Raw genomic sequence first — 15,588 nt, forward strand, 5'->3', positions numbered from 1 at the left:
AAAAGGCAAGCTGATCTACCCGGCCTGCCTTTTACTTTGTTGAATACCTTCTATGTAACAGTTTCTGCAGCTTGTGCTCTTATGCGCTTCATGGCTCTCAAACCCTTTATAAAAGCATAAACCAGGAACAGCTTTATGAGCAGGCCTGAGGTAGGTGAACTGGGGCCGTCTTTTATGGAAGTAAAAACATACAGCAGCACCATGTCTAACGCAATCACCGCGGCAATGGCATAGAATGCAAAAGAAGGCCGGCTCCTGAGGGCCCATGCCAGCAACAAATACCCGGCTCCTACGACTACGCTCCCATACCCAAGGCCAATACTCAGCATAACATCGGATGGTATGACCGCTGCCACTACACCACTTGTTATATTGAGAACACCCAGGAAAATTGCCAGCTGAAAAACAGTTTTCGGACTACTTCGGGCATATGTTTGTTTGCATGGCAGTGGGAGGCCATCGCGCAGGATTTCCAGCTCGGGCTTTAAAGTACCCTTCAGGCGCACTGACAGGAGATGCCCATCAGGCATTACAAACTTGCGCCCGGATGCCAGCTCACCCTTAGAAACAAAAGAGCAAACCACTTCATCCTGAAAAAGAAGTTTAAAGTTTTTCCAGTCATGCCCCCAGGAAGCAGAGAGGCATTGTTGTTTCTCTTCGTCTATGTAAAATACACACTGTGGCATAAAAGGGTGAACTATATAAACTGGCTGTTAAACAGGTTTTCATACAGCTTCTGCACTACACATAAAACAGGCGCAGGTTTATAAAGATTCAAATCTGTTGCAGAACCAGCGCGGCTCCTTCTTCTCCTACCAGAGAGCCTATGGCAATGCCCATGCCGCTTAGGCGAATAGCACAGCTAACCCTTTCCGATACCTGCTGCACAAGCGTTGTCTTACCGGCTCCCATTCCCATTATACCGCTCCACCGTTGTTCTACCTCAAACGGAGTGTCTGGCAGAATAACTTCGCGCAACAGCGCCTCTAGTTTGTGCTGTACCAATTCGGTCAGGCCAAACTCGGCTGTTTCTTCTGCTTTAAAATTTAAGTTACGGCCCCCGCCAAATAACACACGGTTCCCTATGTTACGGAAGTAATAATACCCTTTGTCATAATGGAAAGTGCCTTTGATTCTGAGGTGGGGAATAGGCTTCGTTATTAGTACCTGTGCCCTGGCCGGTACGATGGACAGCTGGGGCAACAGCTTTTGCGCAAAACCGTTTGTGGCAACCAAACTGGCACGGGCCTGTATGGTAATGCCTTGCGCTGTGTGTGCAGCTACGTGTGTCGCCTCATCCTGTAGTTCCAGTACCTCCAGCCCGTTCAGCACCAATACACCGAGTGCCTGTGCTTTTTGCGTCAGGGCCAGAATCATTTTGCCTGTATCTATCTGGCCTTCTGCGGTGCTTAGGATGAGGTGGTTTACCTGCTGAAAACCAAAAGTGCTTCTTTTATCGTCGGCAGTGCGGTAAATATCTGTTTCGCCGAGCAATTGCTGCAGTTGCCTGTTCAAGTAGGGGAGGCGTTCCATACAAGCTTCATACAGTTCCTGCTGGTGTGGTTCGAACAGTTCATAGCCACCCCAGCGGTGGTAATCGATGGCGGTGTCGCCAAGGTTCTGGCGCAGGCGCTGCAGCCCCTTCCAGCGGCGCTCCACCAGGTTGAATACTTCTTCCTCTGAGTGGTGCTCCAGGTCTTCCAACAGCTCTGAGGGGCTGCCGAAGCAGGCAAAACCAGCGTTTTTAGAGCTGGCACCAGTCGGTAACAGGCCTCTTTCCACTACCATCACTTTTAGCTGTGGCTGGCTTGTTTTCAGGTGCAGGGCAGCATTCAGGCCCACAATACCGCTGCCCACTATCAACACATCAATGTTACTGAAATAAGTGTCTTTTTCCCAGAAGCTGAGTTGCATAGGCTATTCGTCTTTTCGGATGTAAGGATGGGCATAGTTGCGGGCGGTCGCTTCGTCCATCCGCTCGAAATGGGTCAGCATAATCTCGCGCTCGCCTCTGTTCAGCCCCTTTACAAAGTTGCCTTCCGGCGTTTCATAAATTGCATAATTATGCTCCCCAAAAGGATAAAGGTTATTGCTTTTCAGGATGATAGCTTGCGTAAGGTCTACCTGCTGGCCATCAGGAGTTTTTACAATGTATTTGCTCTTGCTCATTCTTCATCTAAAATTTTTTTCAAGATAGCACTTATTTCGCCTGCGTGGTGCATCACCATCAGATGTTCGCCGCCGGGTACTATTATAAGGCCGGGCCTTTTATACAACGGCAGCACCCGGTCAGCCGTGCCATGAATGTGTACCAGCCCCGGCAATACTTCCTCCTGCTGCCAGTTCAGCAGCTGGCCCATCGACCAGCGCAGGAACAGTTCGTCTATGTCCAGGATAACCTCCTTTAGCAGTTCCTTATTGGAAGGTGTGTGAGCCCCGAAAAACCAGGGCGCAAAAGGCAGCGCACGCTGCAGTACCTTCAGGGGTACCCAATGGTGCAGCCTTGTGCTGCCCAGCACGCGGTAGTACCAGGGCAGGGCGTGACGGGTGGCCAGGCTGGAGATGATGATAGTCTTACGCGGCTTCAGGACTTTGGCCAGTTCTATGGCCGCCACACCGCCAAACGATAGCCCGATAAGTATTGGGTCAGGGGCAGTTATTTGCTGCTTCAGGCGCTTCACGTACGCTTGCAGCGGTTCATTTATACTTTCAGGCCTGAGCCACTCTACATCATGCCTTTGAAATTGCGTTGGCAGTTTCAGGAACTGGAACATGCGCCAGTCGGCACCCAGGCCGCTGATAAGGTAAATGGTACTCATGCTTGGCTATACGCAGGCTGATGCAGTTGTTTTACCTTCCTGCTGTTTCACAACTGGGCTGTTGGCACAGGCACAAATGTGCACGGTTGGAATATGGGTAAAAGAATTGGAGCAGGAGGAGGAAATGTCTGGTCTTAAGTTACTGGGGCGGCAGTGGCTGCCGGTACAGCGGCACAACAGATGGTGCAGCGTTTCCCCTTATTGCCACCTTACCCCCTTCCTGTGCTTTCTCGACAATAATTTTCGTACTGATGCCACGCTCTATAACAGTCAGGCTGGTACTTGTGAAGTAGTAAAACCAACCTACAATGCCCATAAGCTTAAATCCATCTTCAAAAAGATAGGCCAGTTCGCCTGTGCTACTCTTTTCCTCAATTTCAATGAAGAGGGAAAGTGCATCTGTGAAAACGGAAAGCCCAAAGAACCCGAGTGAGGAAAGCAGAACCAGGTAAGAGGTTGTCCATATCTTTTTTACAAAGCAGATTAGAAACAGCGCGATTAGGACAAGATATGTGACCATGACATACCTTTCCCTGATTCCAAGAAGCGCAGGCAACTCACCTTCATGAAGCAGGAATAAGTCGTCCAGCAGAAGTGTAGTAGTTAACAATCCGCCACAAAGCAGAAAATTTTTATAGAAATTCAGGTCCCACATTTTCAGCAGTAACACGCTGAAAAGGCAAATAGCGGCAGTTGCGCACCACAGCAGAATGCCTATGTTCGATATCATGCCATGATAAAAAGAACCTCCTGACACAACTACTGCATCACGGGTAAGCTCGCTCATTTTTACATAGGGTTGTGCATATACAGCTATCATTACCAGAAGGGCGGGAACATAAAAGCAGGAGGCTCTCAGCAATGATGACTGCTATCTCCTGAGGGTTTCATTGGTAACAGGGTTGGAGAGTAGCCACTCCTGAGCAAGTGCTGCATCGTTGAAGTCTTTTATCCAAATGTTGGGCTTCAGGCGCTGGATCATGTCGCGGGAGGAGAGCCTGCTGAACATGTTGTCAGAATAGACATAGGCGATGGCATTCAGGCCCGCCTTCATGGCGAGAGGCAGCCATTCAAACTCCAGCCAGTCGTTTGCTTCTGTCCAGTCGCCGGTGGCGTCAGTTTTATCATTCAGCAGCTTTGTTGCGGGTGTCTTCTGCAGCAGGGCGAGGTAGAGGTTAGCTGCCGTCACAATGTTGTCTGCCGTAACATGACCACTCCACCGGGCTTCAATACAGTCTTGCCGAAGGGATATCGTCAGGAATACGTCACCTCCGGGATGGTAAAGCAGCACTGGTTCCGGCCATGCTGTCACCAGGTCCTCAAAATCAGTTTTGTGTGGTGCCATAGGTACATGCTAAAAAAGACAGCTGCAGCGCTCTTTTGTCTTTAAACCTGTAGAAAGTATTGGATACCGATAAAAGGGTTACGTTTTTCTGAAGCAGGTGATCAGCATAAAAGTGAAATGTTTCAGGATAAATTGCACCTGCTCGCTATTCTGTGCCCTAATCCTGCTTTTTGATGCCAATATATACGCCATCGGGTCGCAATTCTACAGGATGCAGCACTGCATTCCGGGTGCGGTATTCGCATTCGCGGCCATTGTTCAGGTTATAGCGGTAGCTGTGCCAGGGGCAAATTACCTCGTTCAGGTAGTTTGTAGTACCCCTACTTAAAGACTGTCCCAGGTGTGGACAGGCATCATCCAGGGCAAAGAATCCCTCGGCGGTGTGTGCGAAGCAGATGGAGCGCCCCTCCACCTCCAGGAGCTGCAGTTTCCTGGGGGCTACTTTCTCTCTTGCTTCTTCAGCGGAAGAGAAAATTTTGTGCCAGGTATAGTTTTCGGTTGTTTCGGGCATAGGCTCTAGTATTCTACGCGCATGGCTTTGGCATATCCCTGCACCGGCATTGATTCCAGGATGTCACCTTCGAACCATGCCTGTACCTCGTGTCCTTCCCGCAGTTGCTCCAGTTTCAGCGCTTTGCCGGTTGCGTCTTCTATCAGGGTGTTTTCGTCTATTCTTACGCTGGCCTGAGGATGGTTTGCTTCCAAGCCTTCTATTGTTTTTACCATAATAACGGCTTTGGCTGAATTGCCATTGGAGGCAGTGCGTTTTATGTCGTCAATATAACCGTGCACATCAGGCAAAGTATCGGGCATGCGCTTTGGCTCTTGCCTGCAGCTAGCATTTAACAGTAGCAACAGGGCCATGCAGAGGAAGTAAAGCTTGTTGTTTTTCACGTATCTTCAGTCAATGTTCTGTTCAGAAAATGGTGTAACGGCTTAACCTGCCTGTACAGGGGCAGCAAACGGTTAATGAAATCAGGGGCACACACTTCTTCATCTGTAAAGTAATGGAGCACTTGAAAACTGCTGTGCTTCAACAGATTTATCTCTGGGTGTGCTTTATCGTAGCCTTTGGGAGGAAGTTTTCGCTTGTCTCCCTGTAGCCCTCCAAAGGCATTCCTGAATCCGGGTTCCTCCAATATGCCCTGCAGCTCTCCGGGGTGGTAGTCAATTTCTTCCCGTATTAGTTCCAACTGCTTTGCTGTAGGCTTTCGTATACCGCCTCCGGCTCTTGATTTTCCGTTTGGTTCTAGCACGAGTACGTAATTAGGGTGGGGGGAATGCCGTCCTCCCGGTGACATGCCCGCCCCAAAGTGCCCTTTATACGGTGCTTCTCCTTTCCTGGAGAAGTCGTTCTTGTTTATTCTGAAGATGCATTCCTGCGCCGTAACTCCATAAAGGCTATTGTCAAATTGCTGTAACTGCTCCAGCAGGTGGTTAACGAGTGCAGTAAAATGAGTTTTTGCCTGTTGATAATTTTCCCGGTGGCTGTCCATCCACAGTTTGCTGTTGTTTTGCTGAAGGTCCCGCAGAAATCCGAGTACAGTGCAAGTGTCCATTAGAATATAGCTGGTTTTAAGGCTTTGGTGTTTTTGCCTTAAACCAGATAACACCTATGATGATTACTATAGCCAATATGATTAATAACATTAACGTCATGGTTCTCTCTTTTTTAAGTGTTGAGGGTGCTAACAACCTATAGTACTAAAGACAAAGCCCTCTTGTTGCAAATTAATTTGCAACAAGAGGGCTTTGTGAGCCATAAAGCAGGTAATAGCCTGGTTATGCTACGCGCAGGTAGGATTCTCCAAGTAAAGCTTTACGGATACGGGCCTCCGATTCATAATGAGACAGGAAGTCTCCACGGCGGCAGGTTTGAGTTTGCGGTTCCTGCATCAATACAACCTTGGAACGCTTACCTACTGTTATAACACCAACACCGCGGCGCTGGCAGACACTCAGCAGGTGCTTTGCCAGGTCGTTGTTCCGAAAGATCAAACTGCTGATAGAGATGCCCAGCCACCGCTCATCGGCATGAAGGTTCATAACATCCTCAAGCAGACGCTCTACGTTTCGCTTCAGGCGCTTCTTCTCCAGAACAGAATAAAGCACAAAGCCAGTTAGTGCTGCAACTACGGGTACTATGTACAGCATAGCCCAGTGCCCTGTTCTAATACCTATATATAAAGTGGCAGCAAACAGCAAAGCCGCTACTAAATAACGCATCCTGCTTAACCCTTTCTTTTTATAATCAGTTAATAAAGAGGCTATTTTCGAAGAATTCTTGGTGCTTAGAGAGGCAATAAAAAGGCTTTTCTCGGAGTTTTTAAAAGAGAAGACTCCATCTGCCACATAACCTTGCCTGGTGCGCTCAGCTTTGTCTACTAATATGGTTGTGATACCTGCACGTGTTGTGTAGTAGTTCTGTATATAGTCGAATGCGAAGTCCTCTATATTGCTTTCTCTTTTGTCTGGCATATGATGCACACTATGTTATACAAGGGTGGGAGAGCTGCAGAAGCCTTTCATTTTGTGCATGAAGACAGCTTGTTCGCTTTCACACCAATCGGTTGAAGTCAAAGTATAAACACTGAGAGGAGGAAGCCTGCACAGGTTTTGAAAACTTTACAAGTATATATTATTACTTATATATTTACAATTAAAAGTATATTTTATTAATAAACAATTTACTTAAAGCTGCAAAAAGCACTGTTGCAGCAGTTTTTGCCCATAACCTGCCTTTAAACGTTTGTACAGAACTTTCTGTTGTTTATATGAGTTCAGGACATTTCCATCAAATACGGAAAAGGTAGCTGTGTTTTAGCTCAACTTAATTTTATAGCTTTACAGAACAAGTTGCTCTGCAGCAGTTGCTCCTTTAATTTGCTGTGTATAAAAAACAAAGATGATAAAATACGCCGACATTCGCCATAGTATCTTTCTGTTAGTGGCGCTTTTACTGTCTGTGCCTGCTGCATGGGCACAGGCCCCTGCTAAACCCTCTGCTGCCAAGGTGTTGCAGGACCTTAAAAAACTGAATGTTCTGGGCGCTGTGCTGTATGTGGCAGCGCACCCTGATGATGAGAATACCCGCCTGATTGCCTATCTGTCTAATGAAAAACTGTACAATACCGGCTATCTGGCATTAACGCGCGGCGACGGTGGGCAGAACCTGATTGGCCCTGAGATAAGAGAAGGCCTGGGGATAATAAGAACACAGGAATTGCTGCAGGCACGCCGCACAGACGGTGGGCAGCAGTTCTTTACCCGTGCCAACGACTTTGGCTTCTCCAAGGACCCGGAGGAAACTTTCACTATCTGGGATAAAGAGCAGGTACTGGCCGATATGGTGTATGTTATCCGCAAGTTCAGACCGGATGTCATGGTGACACGCTTCTCTCCGGAGCCTTCCGGTACCCATGGCCACCACACCAGTTCGGCTATACTGGCATCAGAGGCATTTGAGGCGGCCGCAGACCCGAAGCGCTTTCCGGAGCAGCTGCAGTATGTGGAGGTATGGCAGCCTAAGCGCCTGCTGTGGAATACAGGCATTTGGTCTTTTGGCAGCCAGGCCGAGTTCGATAAATATGTGAAGGAACTGCTGACGATAGATGTAGGGGCGTACAATCCGCTGTTAGGAAAATCATACGGAGAGATTGCCGCAGAAAGCCGCAGTATGCACAAAAGCCAGGGCTTCGGGTCCTCAGGCTCGCGTGGAGCTGCACTGGAGTATCTGAAGCATACGAAAGGTACCCGAGCCGAGAAAGAACTCTTTGAGGGTGTGAACACGAGCTGGAGCCGCGTGAAAGGCGGCGAGAAAGTTCAGAAGCTGATTCAGAAGGCCATCGATACTTATAACCCTGCTGTGCCGGCTGCTGTAGTGCCTACGCTGGTGGCCGTCAGGAAAGAGCTGGATAAGCTGCCGGAAGGTTACTGGAAGCGTGTGAAGCAGGAAGAGTTGCAGGATGTGATACAGGGAGCAATGGGACTGTACCTTGAAATAACAGCAAATGATTTTGCTGCAACGCCTGGCCAGTCGGTAAAGCTGCAGGTGGAAGCTGTTAACCGTTCTGCTGTGCCCGTTACACTGCAGCGCGTTACGTACAGCTTTGCCTCCAAAGACACCACGCTTAACAAGCAACTACAAAATAACATACCGCTTCAGTACACAGCCACTGCAACCTTGCCGCAGAACATGACTTACTCCCAGCCTTATTGGCTGCGCAAGCCGGGTACAGTGGGCATTTTTGCAGTAGAGCACCAGGAGGAGGTAGGCATGCCCGAAAATGCTCCTGCTGCCCAGGCCACTTTCTCATTGCAGGTGGCGGGACAACCCCTGCAGTTAACGGTTCCGGTAGTATACAAACGTACTGATCCTGTAGAGGGGGAAGTGTACAGGCCTTTTGTGGTAACACCTCCGGTTTTTGTGAATATCTCGGAGAGCGTGTATATGTTTGCCAGCCAGGAGCCGAAACAAGTGCAGGTACTGGTAAAATCAGGCAAGGATAATATAGCAGGTAACGTGGAGCTGCAACTGCCGCAAGGCTGGCGTGCAGAACCCTCCTCGGTGCCATTCAACCTAAGGAGCAAGGGTGCAGAATTGCCTGTTACTTTTACTGTTTACCCACCACAGGGTCAGCAGGAAACAACTTTACAGGCTGTTGCTACTGTAGATGGAAAAAGCTATACCCAAGGCCTCAACGTCATCAACTACAGCCATATTCCTGCCCAGGTTACGTTTCCTGATGCCACGGCTAAAATTGTAAAGCTGGATTTGCAGAAGAAAGGGCAAAAGGTTGGTTATGTGATGGGTGCCGGCGATGACATTCCGGTTAGCCTGCAGCAGATTGGTTATGATGTTACGCTTTTAAAGGAAGAGGATATGCGCCTGAGCAACCTGCAGCAGTTTGATGCCATTATCCTGGGAGTGCGTGCCTATAATACTGTAGAGCGGTTGAAATTCTACCAGCCCACCCTGCTGAAGTACGTTGAAAATGGCGGAAACCTGATTGTGCAGTATAACACTAATCACAGCCTTGTGATTCCGGACATAGCGCCATACCCTCTTAAGTTGTCCCGCGACCGTGTAACAGTAGAGGATGCGGAAGTGCGCTTGCTGCAGCCAAACCACCCGGTGCTGAACACGCCGAACAAAATCACACAAAAAGATTTTGAAGGTTGGGTGCAGGAACGGGGCTTGTATTTCCCGAGCGAGTGGAGCGATGAATACCAGGCCATCCTATCATCAAACGATCCGGGTGAGCCTGCACGAAACGGGGGACTGCTGATTGCTCCCTATGGCAAAGGGAATTACATTTATACCGGCTACTCCTGGTTCAGGGAATTGCCTGCCGGCGTGCCGGGTGCTTATCGCCTGTTCGCCAACCTGATTTCGCTGGGCAGCAATGCAGCCGGAACAACCAACGGCGAGGCAAAATCAAACACAAATAAGTAAAAGCAGGAGACCAAAGAAGATATCCTTTTAAGGGCTGCTTTCTTTGGTCTCTGCTCTTATCAAACCCACTCTTACTATGAAAGATAAGACGAATCACCCTATCGATTCGGAAAAGCCTATCGATAAACCACCTTTCTTCAGTAGCTGGGCCGGTATGTATTGGCTGGTACTCGGAAACCTCGCTTTTCTGGTTGTGCTGTTTTACATCCTCACTATAGCCTACGCATGAGTCCACTCGACTGGATTGTGCTACTGGGCACACTTGGCTTTATTGTGAGCTACGGCATGTGGAAGACACGTGGGAGCAAAGACATTGAGGGTTACCTGAAAGGTGACAACAGCATGAAATGGTGGACCATAGGGCTGTCTGTTATGGCAACACAGGCAAGTGCCATCACTTTTCTTTCAACGCCGGGGCAGGCGTACGAAGACGGAATGCGGTTCGTGCAATTCTATTTCGGGCTGCCCATCGCTATGGTTATCATTTCCATAACTGTTATCCCCATTTTTTACAGGCTTAATGTTTACACCGCCTATGAGTTTCTGGAGAACCGCTTCGACCTGAAGACCCGTTCCCTGGCGGCCCTGCTGTTTCTGGTGCAGCGGGGGTTGGCAGCCGGTATCACCATTTATGCCCCTGCCATCATCCTGTCTACTATGTTAGGCTGGAGCCTGGAGGTAACGATTCTGATAATCGGGGTGCTGGTTGTTTTATATACCGTGTCAGGAGGAACCAAGGCAGTGAGCGTAACACAGAAACAGCAAATGGCTGTCATGATGGGAGGGATGATAATAGCCGGCCTGATGGTGGTCAGTTACCTTCCTGATAACGTCGGCTTTGGCGAGGCCGTGGCCGTGGCCGGGAAAATGGGTAAGATGAACATTGTGGATTTCTCCTTTAACTGGGACGATCGCTATAACTTCTGGTCTGGTATCACAGGCGGGCTTTTCCTTGCGCTGTCCTACTTTGGTACCGACCAAAGCCAGGTAGCCCGTTACCTGGGCGGTAAATCTGTTGGGGAAAGCCGTCTGGGGCTGCTGTTTAATGGCCTGCTGAAGATACCGATGCAGTTCCTGATTCTTTTTATAGGTGTGATGGTGTTTGTGTTCTATCAGTTTAACCAGCCACCTGTTTTTTTCAATGAAGTAGCCAAAACCAGAGTATATGCCACGCCCTATGCGGATGACCTGCGGCAGCTGGAGAGTGAGTATGCAGCTGTCTCTGAACAAAAGCAGGAGGCAGTTCATGGCTTGGTAGCCGCTATGAAAACAGAAGACGAGGCTGCTATAGAATCAGCACAAGGCAGGGTCAACACTTTAACTACAGCCACAAAAGCAGTTCGGGAAAAAGTAAAAGACCTTATCAAACAAGCCACTCCGGATGCTGAGGTTAAAGACACAGACTACGTGTTTATATCTTTTGTGATGAAGTACCTTCCGGCGGGCCTGGTGGGCTTGCTGCTTGCGGTTATTTTCTCGGCGGCTATGTCATCCTCAGCATCGGAACTGAACGCGCTGGCATCTACCACCGTGGTCGATGTTTATAAACGATCAGTGAAGCAGCAGGCCAGCGACAGGCACTACCTTAACGCCTCCAGGTTCTTTACAGTAGGGTGGGGAGCTGTGGCTATTCTCTTTGCCATGTTTGCGTCGCTGCTGGATAACCTGATTGAGGCGGTGAACATAGTCGGCTCCATCTTCTATGGTACTATTCTGGGCATTTTCTTGGTAGCTTTCTACGTTCGTTATATCCGGGGAAACGCTGTGTTTATAGCTGCTGTGCTGGCTGAACTGGTGGTGCTGTACTGCCATTACTTCACAGAGATTGCCTTTTTGTGGTTCAACGTAATTGGCTGTGCCTGTGTCGTTTTATTCGGCTTTGTAATACAGGCCTTGCTGGGGCGAAAGCAGTTGGAGCCGTAAACATCCGAAGCGTAGCTATGATTGGCCTCACACTCACCCTGAGAGGAAAGGAAGTAGTGAGTGCTGTAGAGTTGCCTACTCTACCTTCCTATTCCTTTATATAGTGAATGGTAAATATTTATAATTTATTATATATAATAATATATATTTTGTATATTGGCTAAGTAAGCTTAAAACATACCCGAAAAGGGTGTTTACCTATACTTAGCCAATCAAAATGGAAAAAATCGGGATACTGGCATGGCCCGCGTTTTCTACAAAGAAAGGAAACCCGTACAATTACATCCTATATAGCAACATCCAAAGCAAAGGGTATCAGCTTTACGAGTTTGATATCACGCTGAAGGACATACTAAAGTATAGCCTTTTACAATTTGATGTTTTTCACATCCACTGGCCAACGCACCTCTTTTTTGAAAACAGCGAGTTTAAGGCCAGGCTCAGGTTAAAAGTTTTTTTCCTTTTTATAAAGCTTATTAAGTTCTGTGGCAGAAAGGTTGTCTGGACGGTGCATAACCTGGAGGCTCATGAGAGCAAGTTCCCCGCTTTACAAAAGCAACTGGATGATTTCCTGTACAGGGAAGTAGACGGCTTCATCAGCCTTAACAAAGCTGGGTTAGACCTGATAAAGAAGAAGGCCCTTAACCCACAGGAGCAGAAATTTGCCCACATTGCACATCCTCATTATGAGGAGTATTATGTGAATGCCGTAAGCAGGAACGAAGCCCGCCAAAAGTTAGGCGTGCCTGCAGAACAGTTCGTGTTCCTTTTCCTAGGGCAGATTCGTGCTTATAAAAATGTGATTGGCCTTATAAAAGCATTCAAAGACCTGAAATCCGCTAAGGCAACCTTGCTTATTGCAGGTAGTGTGCACCAGGAAGTTGAGGCAGAACTAAGGGACAGCCTGAAAGGTGCTGCCGGGGTTGTATTCTCAGACTCTTTTGTTAAAGACGAAGACCTGCAGCTTTATCTTAACTGTGCCGATGTGGTCGTAACTCCTTACAATAAAGTTTTCAACTCAGGCTCAGTCTACCTGAACCTAAGCTTCAGCAAGCCTACGCTGGCTCCTGATGTTGGGGCCTTAACTGAACTGAAACAACTGGTCGGCCCGCGTTGGATTAAAACATACCAAGGACAGATCTCGGCTAAAGCGCTGGAAAAAAGCATGGCAGAAGTCATGAGTGAGTCCTACGCTATAGCCGCACCCTCCCCAGATATCAGTTATTTTGATCCGGAAATGGTGGCTGTGGAAACAGTTTCCTTCTTTCACTCCTTATTTGAGACCGAGGAGGCTGCTGTTAGAAGAAGAAAGCAGGTGCAATTTGATCATGCCTAGCAAAGCTTTGGGTGACTGTCGGAATTTTTAGGTGTAGCTGTCACTCCAGGCTTTGCTGCCTGATTGTGTGGGTTAGCGAATAGTCAGAGTTTACCTCGGTTTTTGCGCTGCAATTATATACACCAGGCTGCCACCTGCTGACACATACTCCTCGTTCTGTAGCTTCTGCTTCAGCGTCACTTTGTTGTAAAGCAGTGTCTGCCAGTAAGCATCAAACTTTTCTTTCTGGCCACCGCCAGCCATATAGTAGTTCAGGTTGTCCTGGTAGTCGTAGCCCATGGCCTCCGACTCTATCCACTGCAGCATTTGCTCTACGCGCAGCATCTTTTCCTGCGTATCGTAGGGCGGAATAATAGAGAGGGCTTTGTCCGAAATCCATACTTTAATGTCCTTCAGCCCCGCTTTCAGAAACAGGTCCGGAATCACGTCTCCCAAAGAGTTGAAGCCTTCGCCCAACTGCTTTTTCCCTTTCTCAATGCGGAGTTTCACTTCCAGCACGTCCAGCATGCCCTCCACGCTATAGTCTGTCTCCCCGTAACGGTCGAACATGAGGTTAGGCACAAGGTTATTCGGCTCCAGCGCCAGCACCCAGCCGCCGGGCTTCGTTACCCGAATCATTTCCTGTATCACACGCTGCGGGTTTTTCACGTGAATCAGCAGTGTCTGGCATAAGGTTACATCAGCGGTGTTATCAGGCAAAGGTATGTCTGTGGCATTGCCAACCTTAAACTCATAGTCGATGCTGTTTCCGGAGTACTGGCTCTGTGCCCGCTGGCGTGCCTCTTCAATGTATCCAGGCTCGTAATCCACTCCATAAACCTTACCACCGTCGGGCATGTACTTAGAGAATTTAAAGCCCATCATACCCTTGCCGCAGCCAATGTCCACTAATGTTCCGCAGTATTCAATGTACAGGCGCTGCGCCAGTAACTCCAGGTAGTCCTCGTTCCACCAGTATTCGCGGGCTGGCCCCAAATGCTCTTCTGAATGCTGTTTTTCCTCTTGCACGTTATCTTTTTCTAAAATCCAAAGGATAAAAAAGCCCCCGGAAGATGGTCTCCCGGAGGCTCTTTATACGGTAAAGCCGGCTTAAGCTTTATTTCTGCTTTTTCCAGTCAGCAATGGCTTTCTGGTTCAGGGCTACATAGTCCTGGTTCTGTGCCTTCTGTGCCTCCTCCATTGATTTCTCAGCGGTTTTGATAGCACTCTTGTAGTCTTTTAGCTGTGCCTCAATTTTAGCCTGTGTGTGCAGGTTCCAGAACTTGGCATCTTTGGCGTTGGCTTTCTTCATCCAAGCCAGTGCCTGCTTCAGGTCACGGTTGGTTTCGAGGTAGTAGCTGGCGGCAGCGGCATACACGTTAGGGTCTGCGTTTGCATTGTCGATAGCCTCTTTCTTAATCTGGCTCATCACCTTGCTGTCCACATCTGTCTTGATGGTGAAAGGTACAATGGTGTTATCCCACAGTATCTCCACATCGGCTGCATCTGGCTTCAGGTTAGCGAAGTTAATGGTGAAGGACTCCACTTTACGTGGGTTCTGCTGTGGTCTCACCGTAAAGCGCGCCTGGTCTTCTTCCTGCTTGTAAGCAGCCACGTTTCCTCCCAACTTGGTGTTTTTAGAAAGGATGATGGTCCACTCATTCTGGTTCGGAATAGACAGGATGGCGTACTCACCGGCAGGTACCTGCTTTCCTTCGATGGTTACATCGTCTGAGAACTTTATGACAGTGGATGAGTTGGCACCGGTTCTCCATACTTTGCCGTAAGGTACCAGGTCGCCAAAAACTGTACGTCCTTTTACAGAAGGGCGTGAGTAATCGACAGAGACAGTAGAAAGACCTACTGCCTGCTCTACTTTTTGAGATGGGCTTGCGGCTGGCATTCTGATGCCCTGTGCCTGCGTTGCTCCTGCACCAAACAGCAGGGCAGCAGAAAGTGCAAAACCAATGATCGTTTTCTTCATGATAAACCTAATATAATAAGGATGTTTTGAAGCTGTAATATTACAAATTAAATCATCATTTAGCCAAAGATATGTGGCAGTAAAAGAGCGGATTTACTTTATCTGAAGCTTTTGCCTATACTAAAGCCGAACCGGGGTATCACCCCGACGCCGGGAGTCCGGGACTCGCTGTTGGGAGATATAAAAGGCGTGATGGCCACCCGCACGAGCAGGCCACCGCGTGGCACCTGGTACCGGAAGCCCAGCCTTGCAAAGTACATGTTCTGTATCAGTTCGGGGTCGTCTGTAAAGCGCCGGGTGTAGCCTAAGCCACCCTCAAAATGCTTCTGCCTGTTGCCTACCAAAGCCATCACTTCCAGAGGCACAACAGGATAAACAGAGTCCTCGTCCTCCAGGAAGAAAAGGTTCGTACCCAAACCCGCTCTTACAGCTGTTTTGAACCTGTCCCGCTGGTAAACGACACGGTCGTAGTTGATGGAGTAGACATCGCTGTTGCCGCCCACTTCTACATAAACGGCGTTGAGGGCCTTAAAATTCTGAGTAAACTCCTGTGCGAAGACGTGGCACGGGAGCAGAAACAGGAGAAGGCAAAGGATGTAGAGTACCTTCAGTTTAGGGTGTGGCATAGCTTTTCTTGGGGCGGAATATCAGGCTTTAATTATTCTGGCTTCTCTACGTAACTTTACATGATAAGAAGTAAATTTATACAAATAAAAAAACCTGCCGGCACTGAGCCGGCAGGTTTTT

17 protein-coding genes are annotated in these 15,588 nt (G+C 48.5%); 4 read left to right on the forward strand and 13 right to left on the reverse strand.

Going from position 1 to position 15,588, the window contains the following annotated elements:
• Nucleotides 1-50 precede the first annotated feature (50 nt).
• From ACYVB1_RS11990 to ACYVB1_RS12035, 10 genes are all read right to left on the reverse strand, one after another.
• Entirely contained in the window at nt 51-686 is a 636-nt protein-coding gene (locus tag ACYVB1_RS11990) for a hypothetical protein (protein WP_460923849.1), read from the reverse strand.
• 88 nt (nt 687-774) lie between these two features.
• On the reverse strand, nt 775-1,914 hold the full coding sequence (locus ACYVB1_RS11995) for an NAD(P)/FAD-dependent oxidoreductase (RefSeq protein WP_460923850.1): 1,140 nt from the start codon (nt 1,912-1,914) through the stop codon (nt 775-777).
• A 3-nt stretch (nt 1,915-1,917) separates the two neighbouring features.
• On the reverse strand, nt 1,918-2,169 hold the full coding sequence (locus ACYVB1_RS12000) for a hypothetical protein (RefSeq protein WP_460923851.1): 252 nt from the start codon (nt 2,167-2,169) through the stop codon (nt 1,918-1,920).
• Nucleotides 2,166-2,819, reverse strand: a complete 654-nt coding sequence (locus ACYVB1_RS12005; RefSeq protein ID WP_460923852.1) for an alpha/beta hydrolase — start codon at nt 2,817-2,819, stop codon at nt 2,166-2,168. The genes ACYVB1_RS12000 and ACYVB1_RS12005 overlap by 4 nt, the downstream gene beginning before the upstream one ends.
• A gap of 139 nt (nt 2,820-2,958) precedes the next feature.
• On the reverse strand, nt 2,959-3,606 hold the full coding sequence (locus ACYVB1_RS12010) for a hypothetical protein (RefSeq protein WP_460923855.1): 648 nt from the start codon (nt 3,604-3,606) through the stop codon (nt 2,959-2,961).
• 84 nt (nt 3,607-3,690) lie between these two features.
• A complete protein-coding gene (locus tag ACYVB1_RS12015) occupies nt 3,691-4,164 on the reverse strand; it encodes a hypothetical protein (protein WP_460923856.1) in 474 nt (157 codons plus the stop codon).
• 157 nt (nt 4,165-4,321) lie between these two features.
• Nucleotides 4,322-4,675 carry a Rieske (2Fe-2S) protein gene (locus ACYVB1_RS12020; RefSeq protein ID WP_460923857.1) on the reverse strand — a complete coding sequence of 118 codons (354 nt, stop codon included), beginning with the start codon at nt 4,673-4,675 and terminating at the stop codon, nt 4,322-4,324.
• A gap of 5 nt (nt 4,676-4,680) precedes the next feature.
• Nucleotides 4,681-4,977 carry a DUF3221 domain-containing protein gene (locus tag ACYVB1_RS12025; protein ID WP_460923858.1) on the reverse strand — a complete coding sequence of 99 codons (297 nt, stop codon included), beginning with the start codon at nt 4,975-4,977 and terminating at the stop codon, nt 4,681-4,683.
• A 77-nt stretch (nt 4,978-5,054) separates the two neighbouring features.
• Entirely contained in the window at nt 5,055-5,723 is a 669-nt protein-coding gene (locus tag ACYVB1_RS12030) for a DUF2461 domain-containing protein (RefSeq protein WP_460923859.1), read from the reverse strand.
• Nucleotides 5,724-5,946: 223 nt separating this feature from the next.
• The gene (locus ACYVB1_RS12035; protein WP_460923860.1) at nt 5,947-6,642 is read right to left on the reverse strand and encodes a hypothetical protein; all 696 of its coding nucleotides are present in this window, start codon (nt 6,640-6,642) and stop codon (nt 5,947-5,949) included.
• Nucleotides 6,643-7,069: 427 nt separating this feature from the next.
• Between ACYVB1_RS12035 and ACYVB1_RS12040 the strand changes: the two genes are divergently transcribed.
• The 4 genes from ACYVB1_RS12040 to ACYVB1_RS12055 all read left to right on the forward strand — a co-directional run bounded on the left by ACYVB1_RS12040 (nt 7,070) and on the right by ACYVB1_RS12055 (nt 12,878).
• Nucleotides 7,070-9,619, forward strand: a complete 2,550-nt coding sequence (locus ACYVB1_RS12040; RefSeq protein ID WP_460923862.1) for a PIG-L family deacetylase — start codon at nt 7,070-7,072, stop codon at nt 9,617-9,619.
• Nucleotides 9,620-9,695: 76 nt separating this feature from the next.
• Nucleotides 9,696-9,848, forward strand: coding sequence for a hypothetical protein (locus ACYVB1_RS12045; RefSeq protein WP_460923863.1), 153 nt, complete (start codon nt 9,696-9,698; stop codon nt 9,846-9,848).
• Nucleotides 9,845-11,542 (forward strand): sodium:solute symporter family protein, encoded by a 1,698-nt coding sequence (locus ACYVB1_RS12050; RefSeq protein ID WP_460923865.1) that lies wholly within the window; start codon nt 9,845-9,847, stop codon nt 11,540-11,542. The genes ACYVB1_RS12045 and ACYVB1_RS12050 overlap by 4 nt, the downstream gene beginning before the upstream one ends.
• A gap of 217 nt (nt 11,543-11,759) precedes the next feature.
• The gene (locus ACYVB1_RS12055; protein WP_460923866.1) at nt 11,760-12,878 is read left to right on the forward strand and encodes a glycosyltransferase family 4 protein; all 1,119 of its coding nucleotides are present in this window, start codon (nt 11,760-11,762) and stop codon (nt 12,876-12,878) included.
• A 90-nt stretch (nt 12,879-12,968) separates the two neighbouring features.
• On the opposite strand, the gene ACYVB1_RS12060 is transcribed toward ACYVB1_RS12055, so the two are convergent.
• The 3 genes from ACYVB1_RS12060 to ACYVB1_RS12070 form a co-directional block, all read right to left on the reverse strand.
• Nucleotides 12,969-13,886, reverse strand: a complete 918-nt coding sequence (locus ACYVB1_RS12060) for a class I SAM-dependent methyltransferase (RefSeq protein ID WP_460923867.1) — start codon at nt 13,884-13,886, stop codon at nt 12,969-12,971.
• Between the two features lie 88 nt (nt 13,887-13,974).
• On the reverse strand, nt 13,975-14,841 hold the full coding sequence (locus tag ACYVB1_RS12065) for a DUF2911 domain-containing protein (protein WP_460923869.1): 867 nt from the start codon (nt 14,839-14,841) through the stop codon (nt 13,975-13,977).
• Nucleotides 14,842-14,939: 98 nt separating this feature from the next.
• A complete protein-coding gene (locus ACYVB1_RS12070) occupies nt 14,940-15,467 on the reverse strand; it encodes a hypothetical protein (protein WP_460923870.1) in 528 nt (175 codons plus the stop codon).
• Nucleotides 15,468-15,588 lie beyond the last annotated feature (121 nt).

The organism is Pontibacter brevis, from assembly GCF_054779655.1.

Bases quoted from the DNA above. Each gene is read 5' to 3' on its own strand.
- ACYVB1_RS11990 (WP_460923849.1), bottom strand. From the start codon at position 686: ATGCCACAGTGTGTATTTTACATAGACGAAGAGAAACAACAATGCCTC.
- ACYVB1_RS12025 (WP_460923858.1), bottom strand. From the start codon at position 4,977: ATGCCCGATACTTTGCCTGATGTGCACGGTTATATTGACGACATAAAA.
- ACYVB1_RS12015 (WP_460923856.1), bottom strand. From the start codon at position 4,164: ATGGCACCACACAAAACTGATTTTGAGGACCTGGTGACAGCATGGCCG.
- ACYVB1_RS12000 (WP_460923851.1), bottom strand. From the start codon at position 2,169: ATGAGCAAGAGCAAATACATTGTAAAAACTCCTGATGGCCAGCAGGTA.
- ACYVB1_RS12005 (WP_460923852.1), bottom strand. From the start codon at position 2,819: ATGAGTACCATTTACCTTATCAGCGGCCTGGGTGCCGACTGGCGCATG.
- ACYVB1_RS12055 (WP_460923866.1), top strand. From the start codon at position 11,760: ATGGAAAAAATCGGGATACTGGCATGGCCCGCGTTTTCTACAAAGAAA.
- ACYVB1_RS12010 (WP_460923855.1), bottom strand. From the start codon at position 3,606: ATGAGCGAGCTTACCCGTGATGCAGTAGTTGTGTCAGGAGGTTCTTTT.
- ACYVB1_RS12050 (WP_460923865.1), top strand. From the start codon at position 9,845: ATGAGTCCACTCGACTGGATTGTGCTACTGGGCACACTTGGCTTTATT.
- ACYVB1_RS12035 (WP_460923860.1), bottom strand. From the start codon at position 6,642: ATGCCAGACAAAAGAGAAAGCAATATAGAGGACTTCGCATTCGACTAT.
- ACYVB1_RS12065 (WP_460923869.1), bottom strand. From the start codon at position 14,841: ATGAAGAAAACGATCATTGGTTTTGCACTTTCTGCTGCCCTGCTGTTT.
- ACYVB1_RS12020 (WP_460923857.1), bottom strand. From the start codon at position 4,675: ATGCCCGAAACAACCGAAAACTATACCTGGCACAAAATTTTCTCTTCC.
- ACYVB1_RS12040 (WP_460923862.1), top strand. From the start codon at position 7,070: ATGATAAAATACGCCGACATTCGCCATAGTATCTTTCTGTTAGTGGCG.
- ACYVB1_RS12045 (WP_460923863.1), top strand. From the start codon at position 9,696: ATGAAAGATAAGACGAATCACCCTATCGATTCGGAAAAGCCTATCGAT.
- ACYVB1_RS12030 (WP_460923859.1), bottom strand. From the start codon at position 5,723: ATGGACACTTGCACTGTACTCGGATTTCTGCGGGACCTTCAGCAAAAC.
- ACYVB1_RS12070 (WP_460923870.1), bottom strand. From the start codon at position 15,467: ATGCCACACCCTAAACTGAAGGTACTCTACATCCTTTGCCTTCTCCTG.
- ACYVB1_RS11995 (WP_460923850.1), bottom strand. From the start codon at position 1,914: ATGCAACTCAGCTTCTGGGAAAAAGACACTTATTTCAGTAACATTGAT.